General features: G+C 55.1%; 23 protein-coding genes. 15 read left to right on the forward strand and 8 right to left on the reverse strand.

All coding sequences use genetic code 11. The features are described from left to right. The first annotated feature begins 195 nt into the window (after nt 1-195). The 6 genes from CGL_RS15095 to trpA are packed head-to-tail and all read left to right on the forward strand — an operon-like array spanning nt 196 to nt 6,967. A complete protein-coding gene (locus CGL_RS15095) occupies nt 196-1,752 on the forward strand; it encodes an anthranilate synthase component 1 (protein WP_011015581.1) in 1,557 nt (518 codons plus the stop codon). After that, nucleotides 1,749-2,375 carry an anthranilate synthase component II gene (locus CGL_RS15100; RefSeq protein ID WP_003855176.1) on the forward strand — a complete coding sequence of 209 codons (627 nt, stop codon included), beginning with the start codon at nt 1,749-1,751 and terminating at the stop codon, nt 2,373-2,375. The genes CGL_RS15095 and CGL_RS15100 overlap by 4 nt, the downstream gene beginning before the upstream one ends. Before the next feature lie 19 nt (nt 2,376-2,394). After that, complete coding sequence (gene trpD, locus CGL_RS15105) at nt 2,395-3,441, forward strand: anthranilate phosphoribosyltransferase (protein WP_003855178.1); 1,047 nt, start codon at nt 2,395-2,397, stop codon at nt 3,439-3,441. Beyond that, complete coding sequence (gene trpCF, locus CGL_RS15110; protein ID WP_011015582.1) at nt 3,434-4,858, forward strand: bifunctional indole-3-glycerol-phosphate synthase TrpC/phosphoribosylanthranilate isomerase TrpF; 1,425 nt, start codon at nt 3,434-3,436, stop codon at nt 4,856-4,858. Before trpD ends, trpCF begins: the two co-directional genes overlap by 8 nt. Before the next feature lie 16 nt (nt 4,859-4,874). Next, the gene (trpB, locus tag CGL_RS15115) at nt 4,875-6,128 is read left to right on the forward strand and encodes a tryptophan synthase subunit beta (RefSeq protein WP_004567953.1); all 1,254 of its coding nucleotides are present in this window, start codon (nt 4,875-4,877) and stop codon (nt 6,126-6,128) included. Continuing rightward, on the forward strand, nt 6,125-6,967 hold the full coding sequence (gene trpA / locus CGL_RS15120; protein WP_004567954.1) for a tryptophan synthase subunit alpha: 843 nt from the start codon (nt 6,125-6,127) through the stop codon (nt 6,965-6,967). The genes trpB and trpA overlap by 4 nt, the downstream gene beginning before the upstream one ends. Nucleotides 6,968-7,102: 135 nt before the next feature. On the opposite strand, the gene CGL_RS15125 is transcribed toward trpA, so the two are convergent. Further along, nucleotides 7,103-8,644 (reverse strand): PTS ascorbate transporter subunit IIC, encoded by a 1,542-nt coding sequence (locus CGL_RS15125; RefSeq protein WP_011015583.1) that lies wholly within the window; start codon nt 8,642-8,644, stop codon nt 7,103-7,105. 24 nt (nt 8,645-8,668) lie between these two features. Then, nucleotides 8,669-9,481: a PTS sugar transporter subunit IIA gene (locus tag CGL_RS15130; protein WP_011015584.1), complete on the reverse strand. Its 813-nt coding sequence runs from the start codon at nt 9,479-9,481 to the stop codon at nt 8,669-8,671. A gap of 165 nt (nt 9,482-9,646) precedes the next feature. Between CGL_RS15130 and CGL_RS15135 the strand changes: the two genes are divergently transcribed. From CGL_RS15135 to CGL_RS15145, 3 genes are all read left to right on the forward strand, one after another. Then, the gene (locus CGL_RS15135; protein ID WP_004567959.1) at nt 9,647-10,555 is read left to right on the forward strand and encodes an ABC transporter ATP-binding protein; all 909 of its coding nucleotides are present in this window, start codon (nt 9,647-9,649) and stop codon (nt 10,553-10,555) included. Next, nucleotides 10,552-12,138, forward strand: a complete 1,587-nt coding sequence (locus CGL_RS15140) for an ABC transporter permease (protein WP_011015585.1) — start codon at nt 10,552-10,554, stop codon at nt 12,136-12,138. Before CGL_RS15135 ends, CGL_RS15140 begins: the two co-directional genes overlap by 4 nt. Nucleotides 12,139-12,211: 73 nt before the next feature. Further along, nucleotides 12,212-12,562: a Rieske (2Fe-2S) protein gene (locus CGL_RS15145; RefSeq protein ID WP_003855195.1), complete on the forward strand. Its 351-nt coding sequence runs from the start codon at nt 12,212-12,214 to the stop codon at nt 12,560-12,562. A gap of 49 nt (nt 12,563-12,611) precedes the next feature. On the opposite strand, the gene CGL_RS15150 is transcribed toward CGL_RS15145, so the two are convergent. Beyond that, nucleotides 12,612-13,724 carry an NADH:flavin oxidoreductase/NADH oxidase gene (locus CGL_RS15150; protein WP_011015587.1) on the reverse strand — a complete coding sequence of 371 codons (1,113 nt, stop codon included), beginning with the start codon at nt 13,722-13,724 and terminating at the stop codon, nt 12,612-12,614. 302 nt (nt 13,725-14,026) lie between these two features. Between CGL_RS15150 and CGL_RS15155 the strand changes: the two genes are divergently transcribed. Together CGL_RS15155 and CGL_RS15160 are read left to right on the forward strand one after the other, a co-directional pair. After that, the gene (locus CGL_RS15155) at nt 14,027-15,001 is read left to right on the forward strand and encodes a bile acid:sodium symporter family protein (RefSeq protein ID WP_020948664.1); all 975 of its coding nucleotides are present in this window, start codon (nt 14,027-14,029) and stop codon (nt 14,999-15,001) included. 183 nt (nt 15,002-15,184) lie between these two features. After that, on the forward strand, nt 15,185-15,961 hold the full coding sequence (locus CGL_RS15160; protein WP_011015589.1) for a DUF1684 domain-containing protein: 777 nt from the start codon (nt 15,185-15,187) through the stop codon (nt 15,959-15,961). 15 nt (nt 15,962-15,976) lie between these two features. Here the strand turns inward: CGL_RS15160 and CGL_RS15165 are convergent, their stop codons facing one another. Continuing rightward, nucleotides 15,977-16,315 carry an ArsR/SmtB family transcription factor gene (locus CGL_RS15165; protein WP_003855203.1) on the reverse strand — a complete coding sequence of 113 codons (339 nt, stop codon included), beginning with the start codon at nt 16,313-16,315 and terminating at the stop codon, nt 15,977-15,979. A gap of 101 nt (nt 16,316-16,416) precedes the next feature. Between CGL_RS15165 and CGL_RS15170 the strand changes: the two genes are divergently transcribed. Next, a complete protein-coding gene (locus tag CGL_RS15170) occupies nt 16,417-17,538 on the forward strand; it encodes an NADH:flavin oxidoreductase/NADH oxidase (RefSeq protein WP_011015590.1) in 1,122 nt (373 codons plus the stop codon). A 12-nt stretch (nt 17,539-17,550) separates the two neighbouring features. Next, on the forward strand, nt 17,551-18,201 hold the full coding sequence (locus tag CGL_RS15175; RefSeq protein WP_011015591.1) for an NAD(P)-binding oxidoreductase: 651 nt from the start codon (nt 17,551-17,553) through the stop codon (nt 18,199-18,201). Between the two features lie 54 nt (nt 18,202-18,255). Here CGL_RS15175 and grtC read toward each other — a convergent pair whose 3' ends face one another. The 3 genes from grtC to grtA all read right to left on the reverse strand — a co-directional run bounded on the left by grtC (nt 18,256) and on the right by grtA (nt 19,093). Next, entirely contained in the window at nt 18,256-18,411 is a 156-nt protein-coding gene (gene grtC / locus CGL_RS15495) for a type I toxin-antitoxin system antitoxin GrtC (RefSeq protein WP_003855208.1), read from the reverse strand. A gap of 121 nt (nt 18,412-18,532) precedes the next feature. After that, nucleotides 18,533-18,691, reverse strand: a complete 159-nt coding sequence (grtB, locus tag CGL_RS15500) for a type I toxin-antitoxin system antitoxin GrtB (protein WP_011015592.1) — start codon at nt 18,689-18,691, stop codon at nt 18,533-18,535. Nucleotides 18,692-18,922: 231 nt separating this feature from the next. Next, nucleotides 18,923-19,093 (reverse strand): type I toxin-antitoxin system antitoxin GrtA, encoded by a 171-nt coding sequence (gene grtA, locus CGL_RS15505; RefSeq protein ID WP_011015593.1) that lies wholly within the window; start codon nt 19,091-19,093, stop codon nt 18,923-18,925. 427 nt (nt 19,094-19,520) lie between these two features. Here grtA and CGL_RS15180 point away from each other — a divergent pair, with 427 nt between their 5' ends. Together CGL_RS15180 and tatA are read left to right on the forward strand one after the other, a co-directional pair. Then, nucleotides 19,521-20,276, forward strand: a complete 756-nt coding sequence (locus CGL_RS15180; RefSeq protein ID WP_011015594.1) for an SDR family oxidoreductase — start codon at nt 19,521-19,523, stop codon at nt 20,274-20,276. 76 nt (nt 20,277-20,352) lie between these two features. Continuing rightward, complete coding sequence (gene tatA, locus CGL_RS15185) at nt 20,353-20,535, forward strand: Sec-independent protein translocase subunit TatA (protein WP_003855212.1); 183 nt, start codon at nt 20,353-20,355, stop codon at nt 20,533-20,535. 78 nt (nt 20,536-20,613) lie between these two features. On the opposite strand, the gene CGL_RS15190 is transcribed toward tatA, so the two are convergent. Next, nucleotides 20,614-22,140, reverse strand: coding sequence for a peptide MFS transporter (locus tag CGL_RS15190; RefSeq protein WP_003855213.1), 1,527 nt, complete (start codon nt 22,138-22,140; stop codon nt 20,614-20,616). Nucleotides 22,141-22,479 lie beyond the last annotated feature (339 nt).

Genomic DNA, 22,479 nt, shown 5'->3' on the forward strand with positions numbered 1-22,479 from the left:
AGCCTGACACCTCAAGTTGTTTTCACTTTGATGAATTTTTTAAGGCTCGTACTTCGTTCGACGAAGAAGCGGGCCTTTTGTGGTTTTTAGCCCACAACCGGCAAGCCCTGGATCGAATGAAGCTCGCAGCGAGTAATTATTTGATGTTTCCCAGAAAGGCTTCAGCCCCACAATGATTTCCTCGGTAGGTGCCCCATGAGCACGAATCCCCATGTTTTCTCCCTAGATGTCCGCTATCACGAGGATGCTTCTGCATTGTTTGCCCACTTGGGTGGCACAACCGCAGATGATGCAGCCCTGTTGGAAAGCGCTGATATCACCACCAAGAATGGTATTTCTTCCCTCGCGGTGTTGAAGAGTTCGGTGCGCATTACGTGCACGGGCAACACGGTGGTAACGCAGCCGCTGACGGACTCGGGTAGGGCAGTGGTTGCGCGCCTAACGCAGCAGCTTGGCCAGTACAACACCGCAGAGAACACCTTTAGCTTCCCCGCCTCAGATGCGGTTGATGAGCGCGAGCGCCTCACCGCACCAAGCACCATCGAAGTGCTGCGCAAGTTGCAGTTCGAGTCCGGCTACAGCGACGCGTCCCTGCCACTGCTCATGGGCGGTTTCGCGTTTGATTTCTTAGAAACCTTTGAAACGCTCCCCGCTGTCGAGGAGAGCGTCAACACTTACCCCGATTACCAGTTCGTCCTCGCGGAAATCGTCCTGGACATCAATCACCAGGACCAGACCGCCAAACTCGCCGGCGTCTCCAACGCCCCAGGCGAGCTCGAGGCCGAGCTCAACAAGCTTTCATTGCTTATCGACGCCGCCCTCCCCGCAACCGAACACGCCTACCAAACCACCCCTCACGACGGCGACACTCTTCGCGTTGTGGCTGATATTCCCGATGCTCAGTTCCGCACCCAGATCAATGAGCTGAAAGAAAACATTTACAACGGTGACATCTACCAAGTTGTCCCGGCGCGCACTTTCACCGCACCATGTCCTGATGCATTCGCTGCTTATCTGCAGCTGCGTGCCACCAACCCGTCGCCGTACATGTTCTATATCCGTGGCCTCAACGAAGGCCGCTCCTATGAACTTTTTGGCGCATCCCCTGAGTCCAACCTCAAGTTCACCGCTGCTAACCGTGAGCTGCAGCTGTACCCAATCGCAGGTACCCGCCCCCGTGGACTCAACCCAGATGGCTCCATCAACGATGAGCTAGATATCCGCAATGAGTTGGATATGCGCACTGATGCCAAAGAGATCGCGGAGCACACCATGCTTGTCGATCTCGCCCGCAACGACCTGGCCCGCGTCTCGGTCCCAGCGTCGCGCCGGGTTGCGGATCTTTTGCAGGTGGATCGCTATTCCCGCGTGATGCACTTGGTGTCCCGTGTGACGGCGACGTTGGACCCAGAGCTTGATGCTTTGGACGCCTATCGGGCGTGCATGAATATGGGCACGTTGACCGGCGCTCCGAAGTTGCGCGCTATGGAGCTGTTGCGCGGCGTCGAAAAGCGCAGGCGTGGTTCTTATGGTGGGGCAGTGGGGTACCTGCGCGGCAATGGCGATATGGATAATTGCATTGTTATTCGTTCGGCGTTTGTCCAGGATGGTGTGGCTGCTGTGCAGGCTGGTGCTGGTGTGGTCCGCGATTCTAATCCTCAATCTGAAGCCGATGAGACGTTGCACAAGGCGTATGCCGTGTTGAATGCCATTGCGCTTGCTGCTGGTTCCACTTTGGAGGTCATCCGATGACACACGTTGTTCTCATTGATAATCACGATTCTTTTGTCTACAACCTGGTGGATGCGTTCGCCGTGGCCGGTTATAAGTGCACGGTGTTCCGCAATACGGTGCCAGTGGAAACCATTTTGGCAGCCAACCCGGACCTGATCTGCCTTTCACCTGGACCTGGTTACCCTGCCGATGCGGGCAACATGATGGCGCTGATCGAGCGCACACTCGGCCAGATTCCTTTACTGGGTATTTGCCTCGGCTACCAGGCACTCATCGAATACCACGGCGGCAAGGTTGAGCCTTGTGGCCCTGTGCACGGCACCACCGACAACATGATCCTTACTGATGCAGGTGTGCAGAGCCCTGTTTTTGCAGGTCTTGCCACTGATGTTGAGCCTGATCATCCAGAAATCCCAGGCCGCAAGGTTCCAATTGGCCGTTATCACTCACTGGGCTGCGTGGTTGCCCCAGACGGTATTGAATCACTAGGTACCTGTTCCTCGGAGATTGGTGATGTCATCATGGCGGCACGCACCACCGATGGAAAGGCCATTGGCCTGCAGTTTCACCCTGAGTCAGTGCTAAGCCCAACGGGTCCTGTCATTTTGTCCCGCTGTGTCGAACAGCTTCTCGCGAACTAATAAAAAAAGGATTTGATTCATGACTTCTCCAGCAACACTGAAAGTTCTCAACGCCTACTTGGATAACCCCACTCCAACCCTGGAGGAGGCAATTGAGGTGTTCACCCCGCTGACCGTGGGTGAATACGATGACGTGCACATCGCAGCGCTGCTTGCCACCATCCGTACTCGCGGTGAGCAGTTCGCTGATATTGCCGGCGCTGCCAAGGCGTTCCTCGCGGCGGCTCGTCCGTTCCCGATTACTGGCGCAGGTTTGCTAGATTCCGCTGGTACTGGTGGCGACGGTGCCAACACCATCAACATCACCACCGGCGCATCCCTGATCGCAGCATCCGGTGGAGTGAAGCTGGTTAAGCACGGCAACCGTTCGGTGAGCTCCAAGTCCGGCTCCGCCGATGTGCTGGAAGCGCTGAATATTCCTTTGGGCCTTGATGTGGATCGTGCTGTGAAGTGGTTCGAAGCGTCCAACTTCACCTTCCTGTTCGCACCTGCGTACAACCCTGCGATTGCGCATGTGCAGCCGGTTCGCCAGGCGCTGAAATTCCCCACCATCTTCAACACGCTTGGACCATTGCTGTCCCCGGCGCGCCCGGAGCGTCAGATCATGGGCGTGGCCAATGCCAATCATGGACAGCTCATCGCCGAGGTCTTCCGCGAGTTGGGCCGTACACGCGCGCTTGTTGTGCATGGCGCAGGCACCGATGAGATCGCAGTCCACGGCACCACCTTGGTGTGGGAGCTTAAAGAAGACGGCACCATCGAGCATTACACCATCGAGCCTGAGGACCTTGGCCTTGGCCGCTACACCCTTGAGGATCTCGTAGGTGGCCTCGGCACTGAGAACGCCGAAGCTATGCGCGCTACTTTCGCGGGCACCGGCCCTGATGCACACCGTGATGCGTTGGCTGCGTCCGCAGGTGCGATGTTCTACCTCAACGGCGATGTCGACTCCTTGAAAGATGGTGCACAAAAGGCGCTTTCCTTGCTTGCCGACGGCACCACCCAGGCATGGTTGGCCAAGCACGAAGAGATCGATTACTCAGAAAAGGAGTCTTCCAATGACTAGTAATAATCTGCCCACAGTGTTGGAAAGCATCGTCGAGGGTCGTCGCGGACACCTGGAGGAAATTCGCGCTCGCATCGCTCACGTGGATGTGGATGCGCTTCCAAAATCCACCCGTTCTCTGTTTGATTCCCTCAACCAGGGTAGGGGAGGGGCGCGTTTCATCATGGAGTGCAAGTCCGCATCGCCTTCTTTGGGAATGATTCGTGAGCACTACCAGCCGGGTGAAATCGCTCGCGTGTACTCTCGCTACGCCAGCGGCATTTCCGTGCTGTGCGAGCCGGATCGTTTTGGTGGCGATTACGATCACCTCGCTACCGTTGCCGCTACCTCTCATCTTCCGGTGCTGTGCAAAGACTTCATCATTGATCCTGTCCAGGTACACGCGGCGCGTTACTTTGGTGCTGATGCCATCCTGCTCATGCTCTCTGTGCTTGATGATGAAGAGTACGCAGCACTCGCTGCCGAGGCTGCGCGTTTTGATCTGGATATCCTCACCGAGGTTATTGATGAGGAGGAAGTCGCCCGCGCCATCAAGCTGGGTGCGAAGATCTTTGGCGTCAACCACCGCAACCTGCATGATCTGTCCATTGATTTGGATCGTTCACGTCGCCTGTCCAAGCTCATTCCAGCAGATGCCGTGCTCGTGTCTGAGTCTGGCGTGCGCGATACCGAAACCGTCCGCCAGCTAGGTGGGCACTCCAATGCATTCCTCGTTGGCTCCCAGCTGACCAGCCAGGAAAACGTCGATCTGGCAGCCCGCGAATTAGTCTACGGCCCCAACAAAGTCTGCGGACTCACCTCACCAAGTGCAGCACAAACCGCTCGCGCAGCGGGTGCGGTCTACGGCGGGCTCATCTTCGAAGAGGCATCGCCACGCAATGTTTCACGTGAAACATTGCAAAAAATCATCGCCGCAGAGCCCAACCTGCGCTACGTCGCGGTCAGCCGTCGCACCTCCGGGTACAAGGATTTGCTTGTCGACGGCATCTTCGCCGTACAAATCCACGCCCCACTGCAGGACAGCGTCGAAGCAGAAAAGGCATTGATCGCCGCCGTTCGTGAAGAGGTTGGACCGCAGGTCCAGGTCTGGCGCGCGATCTCGATGTCCAGCCCCTTGGGGGCTGAAGTGGCAGCTGCGGTGGAGGGTGACGTCGATAAGCTAATTCTTGATGCCCATGAAGGTGGCAGCGGGGAAGTATTCGACTGGGCTACGGTGCCGGCCGCTGTGAAGGCAAAGTCTTTGCTCGCGGGAGGCATCTCTCCGGACAACGCTGCGCAGGCACTCGCTGTGGGCTGCGCAGGTTTGGACATCAACTCTGGCGTGGAATACCCCGCCGGTGCAGGCACGTGGGCTGGGGCGAAAGACGCCGGCGCGCTGCTGAAAATTTTCGCGACCATCTCCACATTCCATTACTAAAGGTTTAAATAGGATCATGACTGAAAAAGAAAACTTGGGCGGCTCCACGCTGCTGCCTGCATACTTCGGTGAATTCGGCGGCCAGTTCGTCGCGGAATCCCTCCTGCCTGCTCTCGACCAGCTGGAGAAGGCCTTCGTTGACGCGACCAACAGCCCAGAGTTCCGCGAAGAACTCGGCGGCTACCTCCGCGATTACCTCGGCCGCCCAACCCCGCTGACCGAATGCTCCAACCTGCCACTCGCAGGCGAAGGCAAAGGCTTTGCGCGGATCTTCCTCAAGCGCGAAGACCTCGTCCACGGCGGTGCACACAAAACTAACCAGGTGATCGGCCAGGTGCTGCTTGCCAAGCGCATGGGCAAAACCCGCATCATCGCAGAGACCGGCGCAGGCCAGCACGGCACCGCCACCGCTCTCGCATGTGCGCTCATGGGCCTCGAGTGCGTTGTCTACATGGGCGCCAAGGACGTTGCCCGCCAGCAGCCCAACGTCTACCGCATGCAGCTGCACGGCGCGAAGGTCATCCCCGTGGAATCTGGTTCCGGCACCCTGAAGGACGCCGTGAATGAAGCGCTGCGCGATTGGACCGCAACCTTCCACGAGTCCCACTACCTTCTCGGCACCGCCGCCGGCCCGCACCCATTCCCAACCATCGTGCGTGAATTCCACAAGGTGATCTCTGAGGAAGCCAAGGCACAGATGCTAGAGCGCACCGGCAAGCTTCCCGACGTTGTGGTCGCCTGTGTCGGTGGTGGCTCCAACGCCATCGGCATGTTCGCAGACTTCATTGACGATGAAGGTGTAGAGCTCGTCGGCGCTGAGCCAGCCGGTGAAGGCCTCGACTCCGGCAAGCACGGCGCAACCATCACCAACGGTCAGATCGGCATCCTGCACGGCACCCGTTCCTACCTGATGCGCAACTCCGACGGCCAAGTGGAAGAGTCCTACTCCATCTCCGCCGGACTTGATTACCCAGGCGTCGGCCCACAGCACGCACACCTGCACGCCACCGGCCGCGCCACCTACGTTGGTATCACCGACGCCGAAGCCCTCCAAGCATTCCAGTACCTCGCCCGCTACGAAGGCATCATCCCCGCACTGGAATCCTCACACGCGTTCGCCTACGCACTCAAGCGCGCCAAGACCGCCGAAGAGGAAGGCCAGAACTTAACCATCCTCGTCTCCCTATCCGGCCGTGGCGACAAGGACGTTGACCACGTGCGCCGCACCCTCGAAGAAAATCCAGAACTGATCCTGAAGGACAACCGATGAGCCGTTACGACGATCTTTTTGCACGCCTCGACACGGCAGGGGAGGGCGCCTTTGTTCCCTTCATCATGCTGAGCGACCCTTCACCAGAGGAGGCTTTCCAGATCATCTCCACAGCAATCGAAGCTGGCGCAGATGCACTGGAACTTGGCGTACCTTTCTCCGACCCAGTTGCCGATGGCCCCACCGTCGCGGAATCCCACCTCCGCGCACTCGACGGCGGCGCCACCGTAGACAGCGCACTCGAGCAGATCAAGCGCGTGCGCGCAGCCTACCCAGAGGTTCCCATCGGAATGCTCATCTACGGCAACGTTCCTTTCACCCGTGGCTTGGATCGCTTCTACCAAGAGTTCGCTGAAGCTGGCGCAGACTCCATCCTCCTGCCAGACGTCCCAGTCCGCGAAGGCGCACCGTTTTCTGCAGCAGCTGCAGCAGCCGGAATTGATCCCATTTACATCGCTCCGGCCAACGCCAGCGAGAAAACCCTCGAGGGTGTCTCCGCCGCATCAAAGGGCTACATCTACGCCATCTCCCGCGACGGCGTCACCGGCACCGAACGTGAATCATCCACCGACGGCCTGTCCGCAGTGGTGGACAACATCAAGAAATTTGATGGCGCACCCATCCTCTTGGGCTTCGGCATCTCATCCCCTCAGCACGTGGCAGACGCGATTGCAGCGGGTGCTTCCGGTGCGATCACGGGTTCCGCGATCACCAAGATCATTGCTTCCCACTGCGAAGGTGAGCACCCGAACCCGTCCACCATTCGAGATATGGACGGTTTGAAGAAGGATCTCACTGAGTTCATCTCTGCGATGAAGGCAGCGACCAAGAAGGTTTAGGCCTTTAAATGTGGCAATGTTTCACGTGAAACATTGCCCTAAAGTACAGATGTACAAAGAAGCCGCCTCCTAGCTCTCGGGCTGGGAGGCGGCTTCTTTGTTTGCGGTTTAGGAAATCTCAGGGTTTTGGAGATCTTAGCTTCGAGCCGGTGGGGTAGGAGCGCCCGCCGGAGGAGCAATCTTAGGGTAGGTCCGAGCCCCAGCCGTTGGAGTGGCATCAGCTTCCGCCTTCTCCACGCGCTCACGGTTGGGAGCTGGATCCCAGTGCCCATTCACGACGCGCTTCTGGAAGACCATCGCGCCACCCAGAAGAACCGCTGCGATGATGAGCAACAAGATGAGCCCGCCAGCACCTTCCACCTTGGCTGCAGAACCAACAACGATTCCGAACCAACCAAAGTCCGCATCACCGAAAGTGGTGTTCTCTGACCCGAAGGAACCAAGCACACCAAGCAGGAAAGCAGGGAGGAAGGTAATCAGAAGACCGTTGGCAAAGGCGCCAAATACTGCTCCTCGACGACCACCCGTGGCATTACCGTAAACGCCCGCCGCGCCACCAGTGAAGAAGTGGGGGACCAAACCAGGCAGAATCAACGCGACACCAAAAGCTGGGTTCAGCCACGATGCAAGAACAGTCAGGCCAACCAAGCCACCGACGAAGGAAGACAAGAAACCAATGAGAACGGCGTTCTGCGCGTAGGGGAACACGATCGGTGCATCCAATGCGGGGATAGCTCCGGGAACAACCTTCGCAGCAATACCTTGGAATGCGGGGACCAGTTCACCAAGAATGGTGCGGACACCAAAGAGAATCACGGCAACTGCAACGCCGAACTGCAGACCTTGAGTGAAGGACTGCATGATGTAGTTGCCTACGTTGGTGGCGCCATTGGGGAATGCAGTGAAGGCTTCTTCTTCTCCTGCGCGCACCAGGAACAAAATAGCCAAAATGATGTACATGATCGCCATGGACAGAGCTGTAGAAACCATGGAGTCGCGGAGGAAGCGCAAGCCTTCCGGAACCTTCATATCCTCAGTGGAAGGGCTGGCCTTCTTGCCCTTGCCACCGACCAGTCGGCCGACTGCACCGGCAGCTACATAACCTGCGGTGCCGAAGTGTCCAATGGCAATGGAATCATCGCCAGTGATTCGGCGAGTCCACGGATGCGCGAACGCAGGCAACGACACCATGAGAATACCGAGCAAGAGAGCACCCACACCCACCACAATCCACGCATCAAATCCGGCGGTGGCCAAGATGATGGTGAGCATGGTGGACATGAACAGCACGTGGTGTCCGGTGAGGAAGACATAACGCAGGTTGGTGAAACGAGCCAACACCAAAGAGATGGCGAAGCCCAGAATCATCAGCCACGCCACCTGCGCGCCGTATTCAGCCTGTGCGATTCCGGCGATGGCTTCATTCGTTGGGACAACACCACGCATGCCTGTGGCACCCATGATCATCGCACCCAGTGGCTCCAGGGAGGCAGTGACCAACGTGGCACCCGCACCAATGAGCAAAAAGCCCAACGTTGCTTTGATTGCTCCACCGATAACCTGACCGACGGAACGCCCCATGGCACCCAATCCCACGGCGGTGATGATACCGATGAGGAAAGCCGGAACCGCAAGGATTTCATTAACGAGGAAAAGAGGAATGGTTAACCAGTCCATAATATTTTCGTCCTTTTAAAGTAGTTAGATGTCGTAGCGTTCACGAAGCGCAGCATCGATTTCATCGGTGCTCGTGAAGTCATTGATCACGTGAACCGGGATTCCAACATCACCCAACGTGCGGGCGATTTCACCAGAGGTCATGATGAGATCAGCTTCCTTGGCTTTGCCCTTGGCGGAGATAGTGTCGGTTGCCTCCACCGTCATGTATGGACCCCAACCCCAGGTGTCGAAAACTTGCTCAAGGGTGTTTTTGAGGAAGAGGGAGGTACCCAAGCCGTTGCCACAGACGGTGAGGATCTTGTCGTGGGTTTTGGATTGGACTGAGGCTGCAGGAGCGTCAGTGGGTGTTACAGCAGGAGCCACAGCAGGAGCCTTCTGCTTCGCCGGCGCTGCTGCCTTCTCTAAGATTGCTTGGATCTCCTCGGGACTTTGTGCCTCGTCGAGATCCTTTCGGTATTTTCCTAAAGCTTTAGCCAATGCCGCCATCGCTTGGGTATGTGCGGTGGCATCTTTGGCAGCGAGAGCAACGATGAGATTGACGGGATCATTCTTACTGTGACCGAAGGAAACAGGGGAGGCCAGGCGCACCCACGACATAGCGGTCTCGCGGACTGCTCTGCTGGGGCGGGCGTGCGCGAAAGCGAAACCTGGAGCGACCACAATGTAGGGGCCTTTTTCTTCCACGCTGGCGATCATGGCATCGGTGTAGGCGGAATCAATGCTGTTTGTCTTTTCTAGGAGTACACCTGCGGCGCGGATGCCTTCACGCCAATCGGTGACCGTGCGGTCGAGTTCTATGCGTTCTGCCTTTAGCAGATCTTTGAGTACAAACATAAGTAGATGTTAATTCACTGCATGTTGATTCGGATAGGGTCAAACATAAAGCCACACTTGCTAGATCTCCGTACGCCCCACGAAGACACCTCGAAGTTCCCACGCGAAATGTTTCACGTGAAACATCTGCTGATTTTTGTCTCCAAGTGGAGTTGAATGAGAGTTATGAACACTCCGGCAGTTCAGGTTCAAAATCTAAGTTTGAGTTTTGGGTCGTTCACAGCTGTCAACGGCCTCAGCCTCACGGTGGAGCAGGGGAGCATTCACGGCTTCCTCGGCCCCAACGGTGCAGGAAAGTCAACAACCATCAGGGCACTCATTGGAGTGCTAAAACCCCAAACAGGTTCAGTCGCTATTCTCGGCCAAGATCCTGTTGCTCACCCCGATGTCCTTCGAAGAGTTGGCTACGTTCCAGGAGATGCCACACTGTGGGACAACCTCACTGGGGCGGAAGTTTTCAGGGCGCTCGAATCACTCCGCAAGACTCCATCCAACCGAGCTCTAGAAAACGAGCTCATTGACGCCTTCCAATTGGATCCCTCGAAGAAGATCCGCGAATACTCGACAGGTAACAGAAGGAAAGTCAGTCTCATCGCGGCGCTCAGTCATGAGCCCGAGCTCCTCATCGTTGACGAGCCCACCGCAGGCTTGGATCCCATCATGGAGCAAGTCTTTGTCACCTATGTCCGCAAGGCACGAACCAACGGCGCGTCCGTGTTACTCAGCAGCCACATTCTCAGTGAGGTGGAGCAGCTGTGTGATTACGTCACGGTCCTTAAAGAGGGGCGAGCAGTTGCATCTAATGAGGTGAGCTATCTGAGGAAGATCTCCGCTCACCGCATTACTGCCACGATTCCGGCGGTACCTCAACACCTTGCTGGCAGGGGAGAAGTGGATTTCGATGCTGGCCATCTCAGCATCACCTGCGATGCCTCCGAGGTTCCCGATATTTTGCGCATCATCATCGACGCTGGCGGCCAGGACATCATCAGCACCGCGGCGTCGCTGGAGGAGATCTTCTTGCGTCACTATGGAGAAACCGTGAGTGGTTCAGAAAGCAAGGCATCACAATGATCCGTCTTAATCTACGTCTTCGTCGGATGCTCATTCTGTGGTGGCTGCTTGGCATCTGGGTATTTCTCATCATCACCCCGCCGTCATATGTTGCCACCTATCCGGACCTTGCGAGCCGTGGGCCGGTTGTCTCAAGTGTGCAAAATAATGTGGGCACTCAAGCAATGTATGGCTATCTTCCATCGCCTGGCACCATTGGGCAATTAACCGCCTGGGAAACTGGAGCATGGTTATGCGTGTTGTCGTCGGTGATGATGGTTTTGCTGTTTAGCTCGCTTCATCGCAAACCTGAAAGCTCGGGTCTCGTCGAGTATGTGTATGCCGCGGGGCGCAGCGGTTCTTCCCGTTTCGGCGCGGCGATCGCCACAGGCACGATTGTGTCTGTCCTCAACGGTGCGGTGTGCGCCTTCATCCTGCTCGCTTTTCGATATCTAAGCATTGATGAAATCACGGTCGCTGGCAGCATAGCGTTCGGCGTAACCATCACTCTCACCATGCTCGCCACCATGGCCATCACGAGCATTCTGCAGAGCTTGTGGGGGAGGGGAACCAACTTCAACCGCCTTGGCCTCCTCAGCGTGGGTGCCGCATTTTTGATCAGAATGTTCGCTGACACATCGTCGTCAAGCTGGGCAACTCACCTCAACTGGGTGTCACCGCAGGGCTGGCGCACAGTGATCGCACCCTTCACGGAAGACAGTTGGCTGAAGGCTTTGGTCTTGGCCATCGTGTGCGCGGCGCTCATCGGCGTTGCATTTACCCTCGATTCCCGGCGCCCCTTCGATGAAAGCCTGCTTCACCTTCGAGGTTCGAAGCGCTACCGCGAGCGAAAAATCCGAAGCCTGTACAGCCTGAACATGGTGCTTCACAGAGGAAATCTGATCACTTGGTCGATCGTCATCGGCTTGGTTCTGCTGATTTTCCTTCCCCTCATCGACTCACTCCTGCCGTCGCTGCAAGGCGATGCCGCGACGATGCAAGCCGTCGAAGCCTTCTTGCCAGCGGGCGAATTGCAGATCACCTTCATCGTCTACGTCTTCCAAATCGCGTCTATTCTGCTCAGCATCGCAGTGGTCTTGCCCGTCATCGGGTTCATCGGCCAAGAGCGCGAAGGCCTCATCGACGCGGTCCGCAGCACGGGCGTGCGCCGCTGGTCGCCCCTATGGGGCTGCGTTCAAGCATGCTTATCGACGCTAACCTCCTGCACCATTTTCGCCATTCTATGTGCTCTCCTGGGTTTGTATCTCCAACCGTCAACAGTGGAAGACGGGACCTCCCTCATGGTGCTTTCCGGCCTCTCAATTGCCGTCCATGCACTGTTCTTCCTAGGAATCGCAATCGCAGTAGCGGGACTTGCACCGCGCGTCATCCACCTTGCCTGGCTCCCCATTATTGCGGCGTCGGTAGTGACTCTCCTCGGCCCATTGTTCTCACTCACCGAGCAGCAAATGGAATTCTCGCCACTGACACATTCATGGGCAAACTCCGATGAAGCAGTGTGGCCGTTGCTCACATTCGCGATTATTGGTGTCGCCCTTGGGGGAGTAGGCCTACTTGGGGCGCAGCGAAGGAACCTACTTTAGCAACTGGCTAAATAAGATTCTCTGGACGATACTAGGCATTATGACTCAACCAGCCCCCATGTGTAGCCGCCGCATGTTTCTTCTTGGAACAGCAACAACCTTCGCAGGTGCTTTTCTTGCAGCCTGTGGTACTGAACCAGATCAGGAGGTAGCGGCTACTGAAGTCCCCGTCGGAAGCTCTGTCATCTTGGGTTCCGTAATCATTGCGCAGCCAACCGAAGGCAACTTCGTGGCTTACTCTTCTGCATGCCCACACCAGGGATCACGCATCACCAAGGTAGAGGGAGACACTGTTATTTGCACGAACCATAAGTCAGTCTTCAACATTTCCGATGGTTCAGTTGTGTCCGGCCCAGCCCAGAACGGACTCACCAGCGCCAATCTCAAGCAGGACGGCGACACTCTGAGCGCGTCCGTGCAGTAGAAAAACAGACAAAAAATGGCGATGTTTCACGTGAAACATCGCCATTTTTCTACCACGCACCTCGCACATAGGACGGTGGGTAGGGGATCTCATCGCGAGTTTTCCCCAGTTCATGCGCAGCAAATAGTGGCCAGGAAGGGTAGCGGAGGGCAGCTCGACCCAGCGAAATAATGTCCGCATCTCCACGATCAAGATGCCCCTGCGCCTGACCCACATGAGTAATTAATCCAACCGCGGAGGTAGGGATACCCACCTCTTGCTTCACACGACGAGCAAATTTCACTTGATAGCTCGGCTCCACAGGGATTGTCGCGGGTACTGCACCTCCGGTGGAAATATCGACTGCATCCACACCCAGCTTTTTCAGATCTGACACAAGCGAGACGGTTTGATCGTCATCCCACGAAGGTTCATCATCAATCCAGTCCGTGGCAGAGATCCGGGCAATCAGTGGCATCGAGCCCGGAATCACTGCACGGATCGCCTGGGCTACTTCCCTAAATAGTCGTGTGCGATTCTCAAACGAACCTCCATAAATATCAGTACGTTTATTTGCGACGGGAGTGAGGAACTGATGCAACAGGTAACCGTGGGCACCATGGACCTCCACAGCATCAAACCCTGCACGCACCGCGCGCTCTGCAGCAGCAGCGAAATCCTGAATAACCTTTTCAATACCTTCGCGGGTCAATTCGGTCGGATCTGCAAGCCCCGGCTGAGCGACAGCACTAGGCCCAAAGGTTTCCCATCCACCCTCGTCAACTGATTGAGTACCAGTAGGGAAGTTAGGAAGGGCCGGATATGTGCTCGCTTTGCGGCCTGCATGGTTAAGTTGCACACCGATCAGTCCACCTTGAGCGTGGACAAAATTTGTAATTCTCTCCCATGCCTCAACTTGGGCCTCATTCCATAGGCCAGTGCAACGCGATGAGATTCTTCCCTCTGGACTAATGCCGGTGGATTCCGCGATGAGGAGTCCGAAGCCGCCAACAGCTCGGGCTCCGTAATGCACGAGGTGCCAATCAAGTGGAACCCCATCGAGGTTATTGGCTTGGTACTGGCACATGGGCGCGAGCCACATCCTATTGGGAATTTCTAATCCACGGATTGCAATGGGAGTAAGGAGGGAAGTCATGGTGTCGAGAATAGTCCAAAAATCCACAATCCTTGCGCTGATTCAACCACGCAGGAAGTCAATTGATTAACGACACAGTGACGAAACTAAATAGAGCGATAAAATTAATGGGTTAATCCCACTATTTCATTTCAAGTAACTTGATTCACCGAGCATCAGGGAAACCAATATTGGGTTCACCTAAAACTGCTGGTCATTTCCATCGCCCATGCCCCCACGCGATGTCTTCTCACAGTACCACCCACAAGCCACAAGGAGGGTATGGAGGTGGGCGTCTAAAGCCAAATTTTTCCCGGTGTTTGAGGCGATTGCACCGTACACTAATGTGCATGCTTGAACGCCTCAAACGCCTAGATCCGCTCATTGTCCTCATTGTGCTGGCTGTCATTGTGGCGATCATCATTCCAGTTCGCGGGGTTGCTGCGGATTGGTTTGATGTCGCCGTCAAGATTGCCATTGCGCTGCTGTTTTTTCTTTATGGTGCCCGCCTATCCACCCAAGAGGCGCTGAATGGTCTGAAGCACTGGAGGCTTCACCTGACTATTTTGGCGATCACTTTCGGAATATTCCCACTTATCGGCATTGGGCTCGAGCCGATGACTGCATTTGTGTCGGAAGATATTTATCGGGGAATTTTGTTCCTCACGCTCGTTCCGTCCACCGTGCAGTCATCGGTGGCGTTTACCTCGATCGCTAAAGGCAACGTAGCTGGTGCGATTGTGTCGGCATCGCTCTCCAACCTTGCGGGTGTTTTCCTCACTCCGCTGCTGGTCATGCTCATCATGTCTGCGGGCGGGGGAGTTCACGTGGATTCCCAGGTCTTCCTCGACATTGCGATTCAGCTTCTGCTGCCGTTCATCCTCGGCCAGGTATGTAGGCGTTGGGTGAAGAATTTTGCGGCCAACAAAGCAACAAAAATCGTGGACCGCGGCTCGATCGCGATGGTCGTGTACTCCGCGTTTTCTGCCGGCATGGTGGCTGGCATTTGGTCCACTGTGAGCGTTCTAGAGATTATCTACCTCATTGTTTTCGCTATTCTGCTGGTGATGGCCATGCTGTGGTTCACGCTGTTCATGGCTACACGCCTTGGATTTAACCGGGCAGATTCCATCGCTATTCAGTTCTGCGGAACCAAGAAATCCCTGGCCACAGGCCTCCCAATGGCGGCAGTCATCTTCGGTGGCGCCAATATCGGCCTGCTCATCTTGCCGTTGATGATCTTCCACCAAGTCCAGCTGATGATTTGTGCATGGCTTGCAGCTCGTTATGGTCGTGATGCGCAGGAACAGAAAGCCAACGCCTAAAAGTCCTCAGTAGCTAGCCAAGCTGGTCAAGCAATGAAAGTGGTCACCTTCCGGGGGCCACTTTTTTGCATTCTAGGCAGTTCGGGCCGGTGTGAATAAAACACCTTCCCCAAATAGACAGCATGGTCTAGATTAGCTTGAAACGAAAGCGTACATTCGCAGCAACTAACGGAAAGCACACTCATGACTCACACTCTGCAGGCAACTAATCCCCTTGATCAAACCGCTTGGCACGCTTGGCATTTCTCCCGAAACAAAGAGGCCATCAGCCGCACCGGCGCCACCAGCCTGAGTGCCACAGAGTGGATTAGCGCCACCACACTCAAGGACGCGCACACTTTTCCTTCACTTCCCGGGCGATGGTATAAACGAGGCGGCGGGGTAGTGGGAGCACATTTACCACCAGCTTTCGCAACAACTGGAACGGTGCAACTGCGCCCCGGTGAGCTCTTGATAGCGGAAGATTTCACCCTCACCGTCATTGAACGGCTTGGACAGTTTGCACTTCAGGTTTTTGATGCACGCAATCCGAAGCGTTTTGAATTCCACTCCATCGCAGCTTTCCCACCGTCCGAGGAATGGCGGATTGAGGCTCGCTTCTTCCCGGAACCTGACACTGTTAACACCGCTGCAGCTGATGGAGTTATCGTTGCCACGCCTACTGCGGGTTGGGTGCACTTTTTGAAGGGCCGTCTGGATTACCGTCTTCGTGTAACCGTTCAGAAAAATAATCTACGGGCACTATTTAGCGACAATTCCTCGACGTTGGGCGTTTATCAGCATCGTTTTGTCGACATCCCACGCCCTGATGCCGAGGGAAACACCATCATTGATTTCAACCGCGCTTATCTTCCCCCAAAGGCATTGAACCGAAAGTTCCTGTGCCCATCGCCCAGCCTGAACAACCACCTCAATCTCACCGTGGAGGCAGGGGAGAAGTGGGTGGTTGCTGGAGGATAATACTTGCTAACCGTCCTAAACGGGCAAGTCAGCTGCGTTGCGCTCTTCCACTTCCGCTCGCATGACAGAAGTCAGCAGTCCCGGAAAACGCGCTTCCATATCTTCGCTGCGCAGCGCACTTAGAATGGCAGTTCCTTCATAGCGCTGAGTAATCAGACCCGCCTCACGGAGTACGCGGAAGTGGTGCGTTGAGGTGGATTTAGATACTGGAAGCTCGAAGGCAACACATGCCTGATCATTATGTCCGCACGACAGCTGCGACAGGATTTGTCGCCTAATAGGATCCGACAGCGCAAACATGATGGCATTTAAATTCATCTCGGCCAAAGATGGATGTTCCAATTTGCGGGCCATGACACCCTCCAAATGATCTCGTAAAACAGTATTGAATTTAGGTACGACTCTAATCGTACCTTGCCCTCAAGCCAAGCTAGTTGTACGATCAAACTCGTTGTATGGCAAACGTCGTACTAGTCGATCGAATGGAGCCTTTGGTGTCCAAGCTGTTTACCCCAATTCAAATCCGCGACATCACCATCCCCAACCGCGTGTGGATGTCACCGATGTGCACCTACTCTGCAGCCACCGGTTCAGGTCTTCCCACCGATTTTCACCAGGCTCATTACGCAGCTCGCGCAGCAGGTGGTGTCGGATTAGTCATGGTTGAAGCAACTGGAGTGAACCCCGTAGCTCCCATCTCCCCAGTCGACCTTGGACTTTGGAGCCATGACCAAATTGAACCATTCTCCCGAGTGACAGCAGCTATTCGCGCCGGTGGGGCAGTACCGGCCGTTCAATTAGCCCATGCTGGCCGCAAGGCATCCACCGATGCTCCGTGGAATGGTGGCGGATATGTTGGACCAGAAACCAATGGATGGGAGACTGTCGGCCCCAGCCCTCTGGCATTCCCAGGTTTGCCTGCTCCGCGCGAGCTGACGGTTTCAGAAATCCAAGAGGTTGTGCAGCAGTTCGCTGGCGCCGCCGTTCGTGCCGATCAGGCTGGTTTTGATGTCGTGGAAATTCACGCAGCACACGGCTACCTTTTGCATAACTTCCTTTCTCCGATCTCCAACAAGCGCACCGATTCATACGGCGGATCTTTAGAAAACCGCGCTCGCATCGTGCTCGAAGTCATTGATGCAATCCGCGCAGTGTGGCCAGAGGAAAAGCCTGTATTCATGCGCATTTCCACCACCGACTGGGTGGAGGAAAACCCACAGGATGATCGCGAGTCCTGGACGCTGAGCCAAAGCAGGCAGCTGGCTTTGTGGGCATCCGAGCACGGAGTTGATTTGATCGATGCCTCTTCTGGTGGCCTCGACATCGTCCCCATTCCGCATGACCGCGATTACCAAACCGCGAAGGCCGCAGATCTTCACGCAAGTACCGGAGTGACAGTCGCTGCTGTGGGGCGCATTGATGACGCCCAAACTGCGCACAATTTGGTTGATTCTGGCGATGTCAATGCAGTTTTCCTCGGCCGTCCACTGCTCAAGGATCCTTCCTGGGCAAACCAAGCAGCCCTCGCACTAGGTGCGGAACCCAGGTATGTTCACCAATACGACTACGTACTTTAAAGGAGAGTTGACATGAAGGTTTTCATCATCGGCGCTGCGGGTGGCATCGGCAATCGACTTTCCAGCCTGCTTCACGCCAGGGGAGATGCAGTTAGCGGCATGCACCGCAATCTTGAGCAGGCCTCAAAAATCACAGACACTGGGGCAACTGCCGTACTCGGGGATCTCATCCACAACAGCACGGAGGAGCTTGCGGAGCTTTTCCGCGGTCACGATGCCATCGTATTTTCTGCAGGCGCCCACGGAACAGGGCAAGAAAATACCACGCTTATCGACGGCGCCGGCCTCCGTAAAGCCGCCGACGCTGCCAGCGCGGCCAACGTTTCACGCTTCATCTTGGTCTCTGCGTTTCCGGAATCCTCCCGCGGGGAGAACACCACCGAGAACTTTGAGCACTATATGAAGGTGAAGAAGTCCGCCGATGTCTACCTCAGTCACACTGACCTAGACTGGGTTATTGTCCGACCAGGCGTGCTTCAAGATGAGGCAGGGGATGGTTTAGTCACTGCTGGCTTAGCGATTAATTACGGCAATGTTGCTCGCGATAATGTCGCAGCGTTCATTGATGAAGCTCTGCATCAACCGCAGTTGTCAAAGATCATTGTTGAACTCACCGACGGTTCAACTCCGGTGGCGGAAGCCGTAGAACGCCTCATCAAGTAAAGACGAAAAGAGGGAGAATGTTTCACGTGAAACATTCTCCCTCTTTAGCTACTTCTAGGAAGAGAGTGAAGAAGTGTAGTGCTGTGACTCGACTGCTTCAGGTCGCGCCCATCCCTGGAAGTGCTGGAACTGCTCTTGGATCTGAGCGCCCCACTGTGCTGGCTTGAAGTTCTGTGCGATGTCGGTGAAGTGCTGGATCTGATCAAACATAGTGATTTCCTTTGCTGAGGTTGAATGAGTTCGGGGAGTAAAAACAGCTGCGCTGCGATTCTCAAGGGGAGCAGGGCTCCTCGGTCAATGTTTCACGTGAAACATTGACCTTAAAGAGCGACTAGGAGCTGAGGGAGAAAGTGCTCTTGGCTGGCTCTACAGTTTCGGTGTTAAACCAATTCTGGAAGTGCTGCTGGAACTGCTCCTGAATCTGGACACCCCACTGTGCGCCCTGGAAGTTCTGTGCAATGTCGGTGAACTGCTGGAACTGATCAAACATAGTGATCTCCTTAAAGTGATTGTTGTAAAGAAGCAAGAACGTCTGTTGTAAAAGGTTTAAAAAAGCTTAAGGTATCGCTAGACTTGCCACGATGAGGCTTTACCTCCAACCGCAGCCCTCCCAGAACATCGGTTACCGATGGCGTCTCTCTGGCAGCTGAGTTGGCAGCAAAGCTAATCATTCCGGATCGCATTGGGGGATGTTTCACTTGAAGCGTCCCCTCATGTGTTCTTAGGAAGAGAGGGAAGAGGTACGCTCCGGCAGGGGAGCAGCCTCAGGGCGAACCCACTGCTGAATCTGCTGAGGGAAGTGCTGCTGGAACTGCTCCTGAATTTGAGCGCCCCACTGTGCAGGCTGGAAGTTTTGTGCAATGTCGGTGAAGTGCTGAATCTGATCGAACATGTTGAACTCCTTTTAAGTGGTTGAGTGAGATTTAGGAAGAAAGAACGACTGCAGAGAAGATGTCGGAAACGCTTCCCAGGACAGTGTTGAAGATGTTGACGATGTATCCCATGAAAAGAACTCACTTTCTCGTGTACTTGCAAGGTGTGCCAGCGACGGTGTGTTCCGTTGCTGTGACTTGAAGTTAACACCGAAAAAATTTTTCCCACAAACAGCGGTCAGACCAATTTTCAACTCCGTGACCTGCACAAATGCAAAAATACTGAAGTTTATGGGAATTCCCCCATCATCATGATCTAGCTGCGGAAATGGCATATCATCATGGCTAACCAACAAAGGTCATCTCAACCGGCTTAAGAAAATTCTGCCAGCTTTCTGCTGATTGAATCGTGCCAGCTCAGGGCATATCTCACCTAAAGTAAACACCATGAAATCAATCTTCATTTCCGGTGCGGCGAACGGAATTGGCAAAGCTGTGGCGTTGAAATTTCTTCACGAAGGTTGGCTCGTTGGAGCCTACGACCTCGCGGAAATCACCTACTCACACCCCAATCTTCGCTGGGGCTACCTCAATGTTCGACAGTCCGAGTCGTGGGACAAAGCCCTAGAAGACTTTGCGACGCACACCGGAGGCACCATCGATGTGGTGGACAATAATGCCGGCGTAATTATTGAGGGACCGCTGCAGGACGCAGAGGAGGGGAGCGTCGACAAGCTTCTTGCAATCAACGTCAATGGCGTGACTCTTGGTGCCCGCGCCGCTCATCCTTATTTGGCGCGCACGCCGGGCGCCCAGTTGTTAAACATGTCCTCGGCGTCGGCGGTGTACGGGCAGCCCCAGATCGCGGTGTATTCGGCTTCGAAGTTTTACGTCGCAGGTCTTACTGAGGCGCTGAATTTGGAGTGGCGGAAAGACGATATTCGCGTGGTCGATGTTTGGCCTTTGTGGGCGAAAACCGATTTGGTGAACGGCGTGAAGGCTAAGTCACTGAAGCGTTTGGGTGTCCGGATCACTCCGGAACAGGTGGCACAGGCGGTATGGGATGCGGTGCATCCGAAATCTCGGTGGGCGAAGGGAAAGGTGCATCACGGGGTGTCAAAGTTGGATAAGGCGCTGTATCTCATGAAATCTCTGTCGCCTGATCGGGTAGCGATGTGTTTTGCGCGACTAATCGCCGGATAAATGAATTGATTATTTTAGGCTCCCAGGGATTAAGTCTAGGGTGGAATGCAGAAATATTTCCTACGGAAGGTCCGTTATGACGCCTGCAGGTCCAGCACAATTACTCATTGTTGCTCTTGTAGTAATTGTCCTCTTTGGTTCCAATAAGTTGCCTGATGTTGCTCGGTCCGTTGGCCGTTCGATGCGCATTTTCAAATCTGAGATCAAAGAGATGAACAAGGATCAGATCGAAAGCTCCGATCAGACCTTGAAGAACTAAGGTTCCTCGCATCTAAAAACCGCCTGCCTTCTCTGTTTAGAGAAGGCAGGCGGTTTTTGTTTTGAGGCTTTGTGAGGCCTATCGGACGTCGATGAACTTCTTCAGCACCCAGCCCTTGGCTGCTATGACGATTGCACCAAGAACGATGGCTGCAACGCCAACGGTAATGAAGAAGACCTTTTCAGATCCTGCATCGGTTGGATCGTAGTAACCACCCAGGGTGCCGGACAGGGACGTACCCATGGAGACAGCCATCAGCCACACGGCGAACATGCGGGACTGGAATGCCTCGGGTGCGACCTTGGTTGCAAGTGAGTTGCCGACAGGGGAGAGCAGAAGCTCAGCGATGGTGAAGAGGAAGTAGACCCAAATGATCAGTGCCATTGGGGTAGAGTTCTCTGCACCGCCGGCGAACGGCAGGAAGAAGAACAGCGCGCAACCAATGACAATGTTGGCGACACCGAACTTCACTGCAGTAGACCACTGCTTTGCTCCGAGTTTTGTCCACAAGGTGGCAAAGATTCCGGAGAAGATGATGATGAAGATTGGGTTGAAGGAGTTGATCAATCCTGGAGGAAGATCAATGCCGAAGAAGTTACGGTCCAGGCGGGTGTCGGAGTAAACCGCGAGGACCGTGAACTGGGTTTGGAAGATCGCGAAGAAAAGCACGCCACCGATGAACATCGGGATGAATCCCAACAAGCGGGACTTTTCCGCTGCGGTGGTCAGTGGGGAAACGTACATCTGAGCAAGCAGAGCAATAGCCGCAATCAGTGCGATCGCTGCGGTGATGTTGGACAGCCATTCCAGCTTGATGATGCCCGTTGCGATGAGAGCGACAACTGCTGCGACAACCACGACTGCACCGATAATCCAGCGCGCATATTCATTCTTAGGCAGTGGGTTAGGAACAGTATGGCCTGCCGCACCGATGGTGGTTTTACGCATCGCCACGTATTGGATGAGACCCAAAGCCATGCCGACTGCGGCGATACCGAAGCCCCAGTGGAATCCTCCCCATCCCCACAGAGCGTTGGTGATCAGCGGGCCAAAGAGGCCACCGAGGTTGACGCCCATGTAGAAGATGGAGAAGCCTGCGTCTCGACGCGTGTCCGTGCGTGAGTACAGCTGGCCCAGCACAACCTGCGCTGCCGTCTTCACGCCACCTGAGCCAAGGCCGATGAGGACCAAGCCGATGGACAGTCCCGTATATCCCGGAATCAAGGCCAGGGCAATGTGGCCCAGCATGACGATGATCGCGGAGTAGAAGAGTGTACGTTCAGAGCCCAATACTCGGTCTGCAATGAACGAAGCCACGAGGGAGGTCATGTAGACGAAGCCGCCGTAGGCGCCCACAATGGACAGTGCAGCTGTCTGATTCATACCAAGTCCGCCATCGGTGACGGAGTAGTACAGATAGAAAGCAAGGATGGACTGCATGCCGTAGAAGCTGAATCGCTCCCACATCTCCACGCCGAAGAGATTTGCCAGCCCCCAAGGCTGGCCGAAGAATTTCTTTTCGCGGTGAGTTTCCGCCACTTCAGACCCTAGGTGGGGGTCGGAAGGTTCAGGACTCACACCGTCTTGAGTTGTGTCGGTGTTCATAACCTCTATGATCCTCCACCTAAAAGCACAACTCCAATTAGGCACCCAACGATCCCGCAACTGAAACACAGTTGAAAATAGCTAGAGGCTTAAGTTGATCACAGGGGATTGAACGGCAAATGAGGGAAATGTTTCACGTGAAACATTGAAAGAAGTCAGATACGGCTTCACAATTCCCTAAATCCCACAAATGCCCCTCGCTTGAAAAGCACTTTCGGACACCATGTGCTCAATAAGGAACAAAATGGGGGTAAAGAAGTGTGCGCGAAGGATATTAAGCGTTCCACAATCTCCAGCGCGACCACCCAAACAGGCTGCACGCCATCAGTGGACTTCCAC

The sequence above is a fragment of the Corynebacterium glutamicum ATCC 13032 genome, from assembly GCF_000011325.1.
Classification (GTDB): domain Bacteria; phylum Actinomycetota; class Actinomycetes; order Mycobacteriales; family Mycobacteriaceae; genus Corynebacterium; species Corynebacterium glutamicum.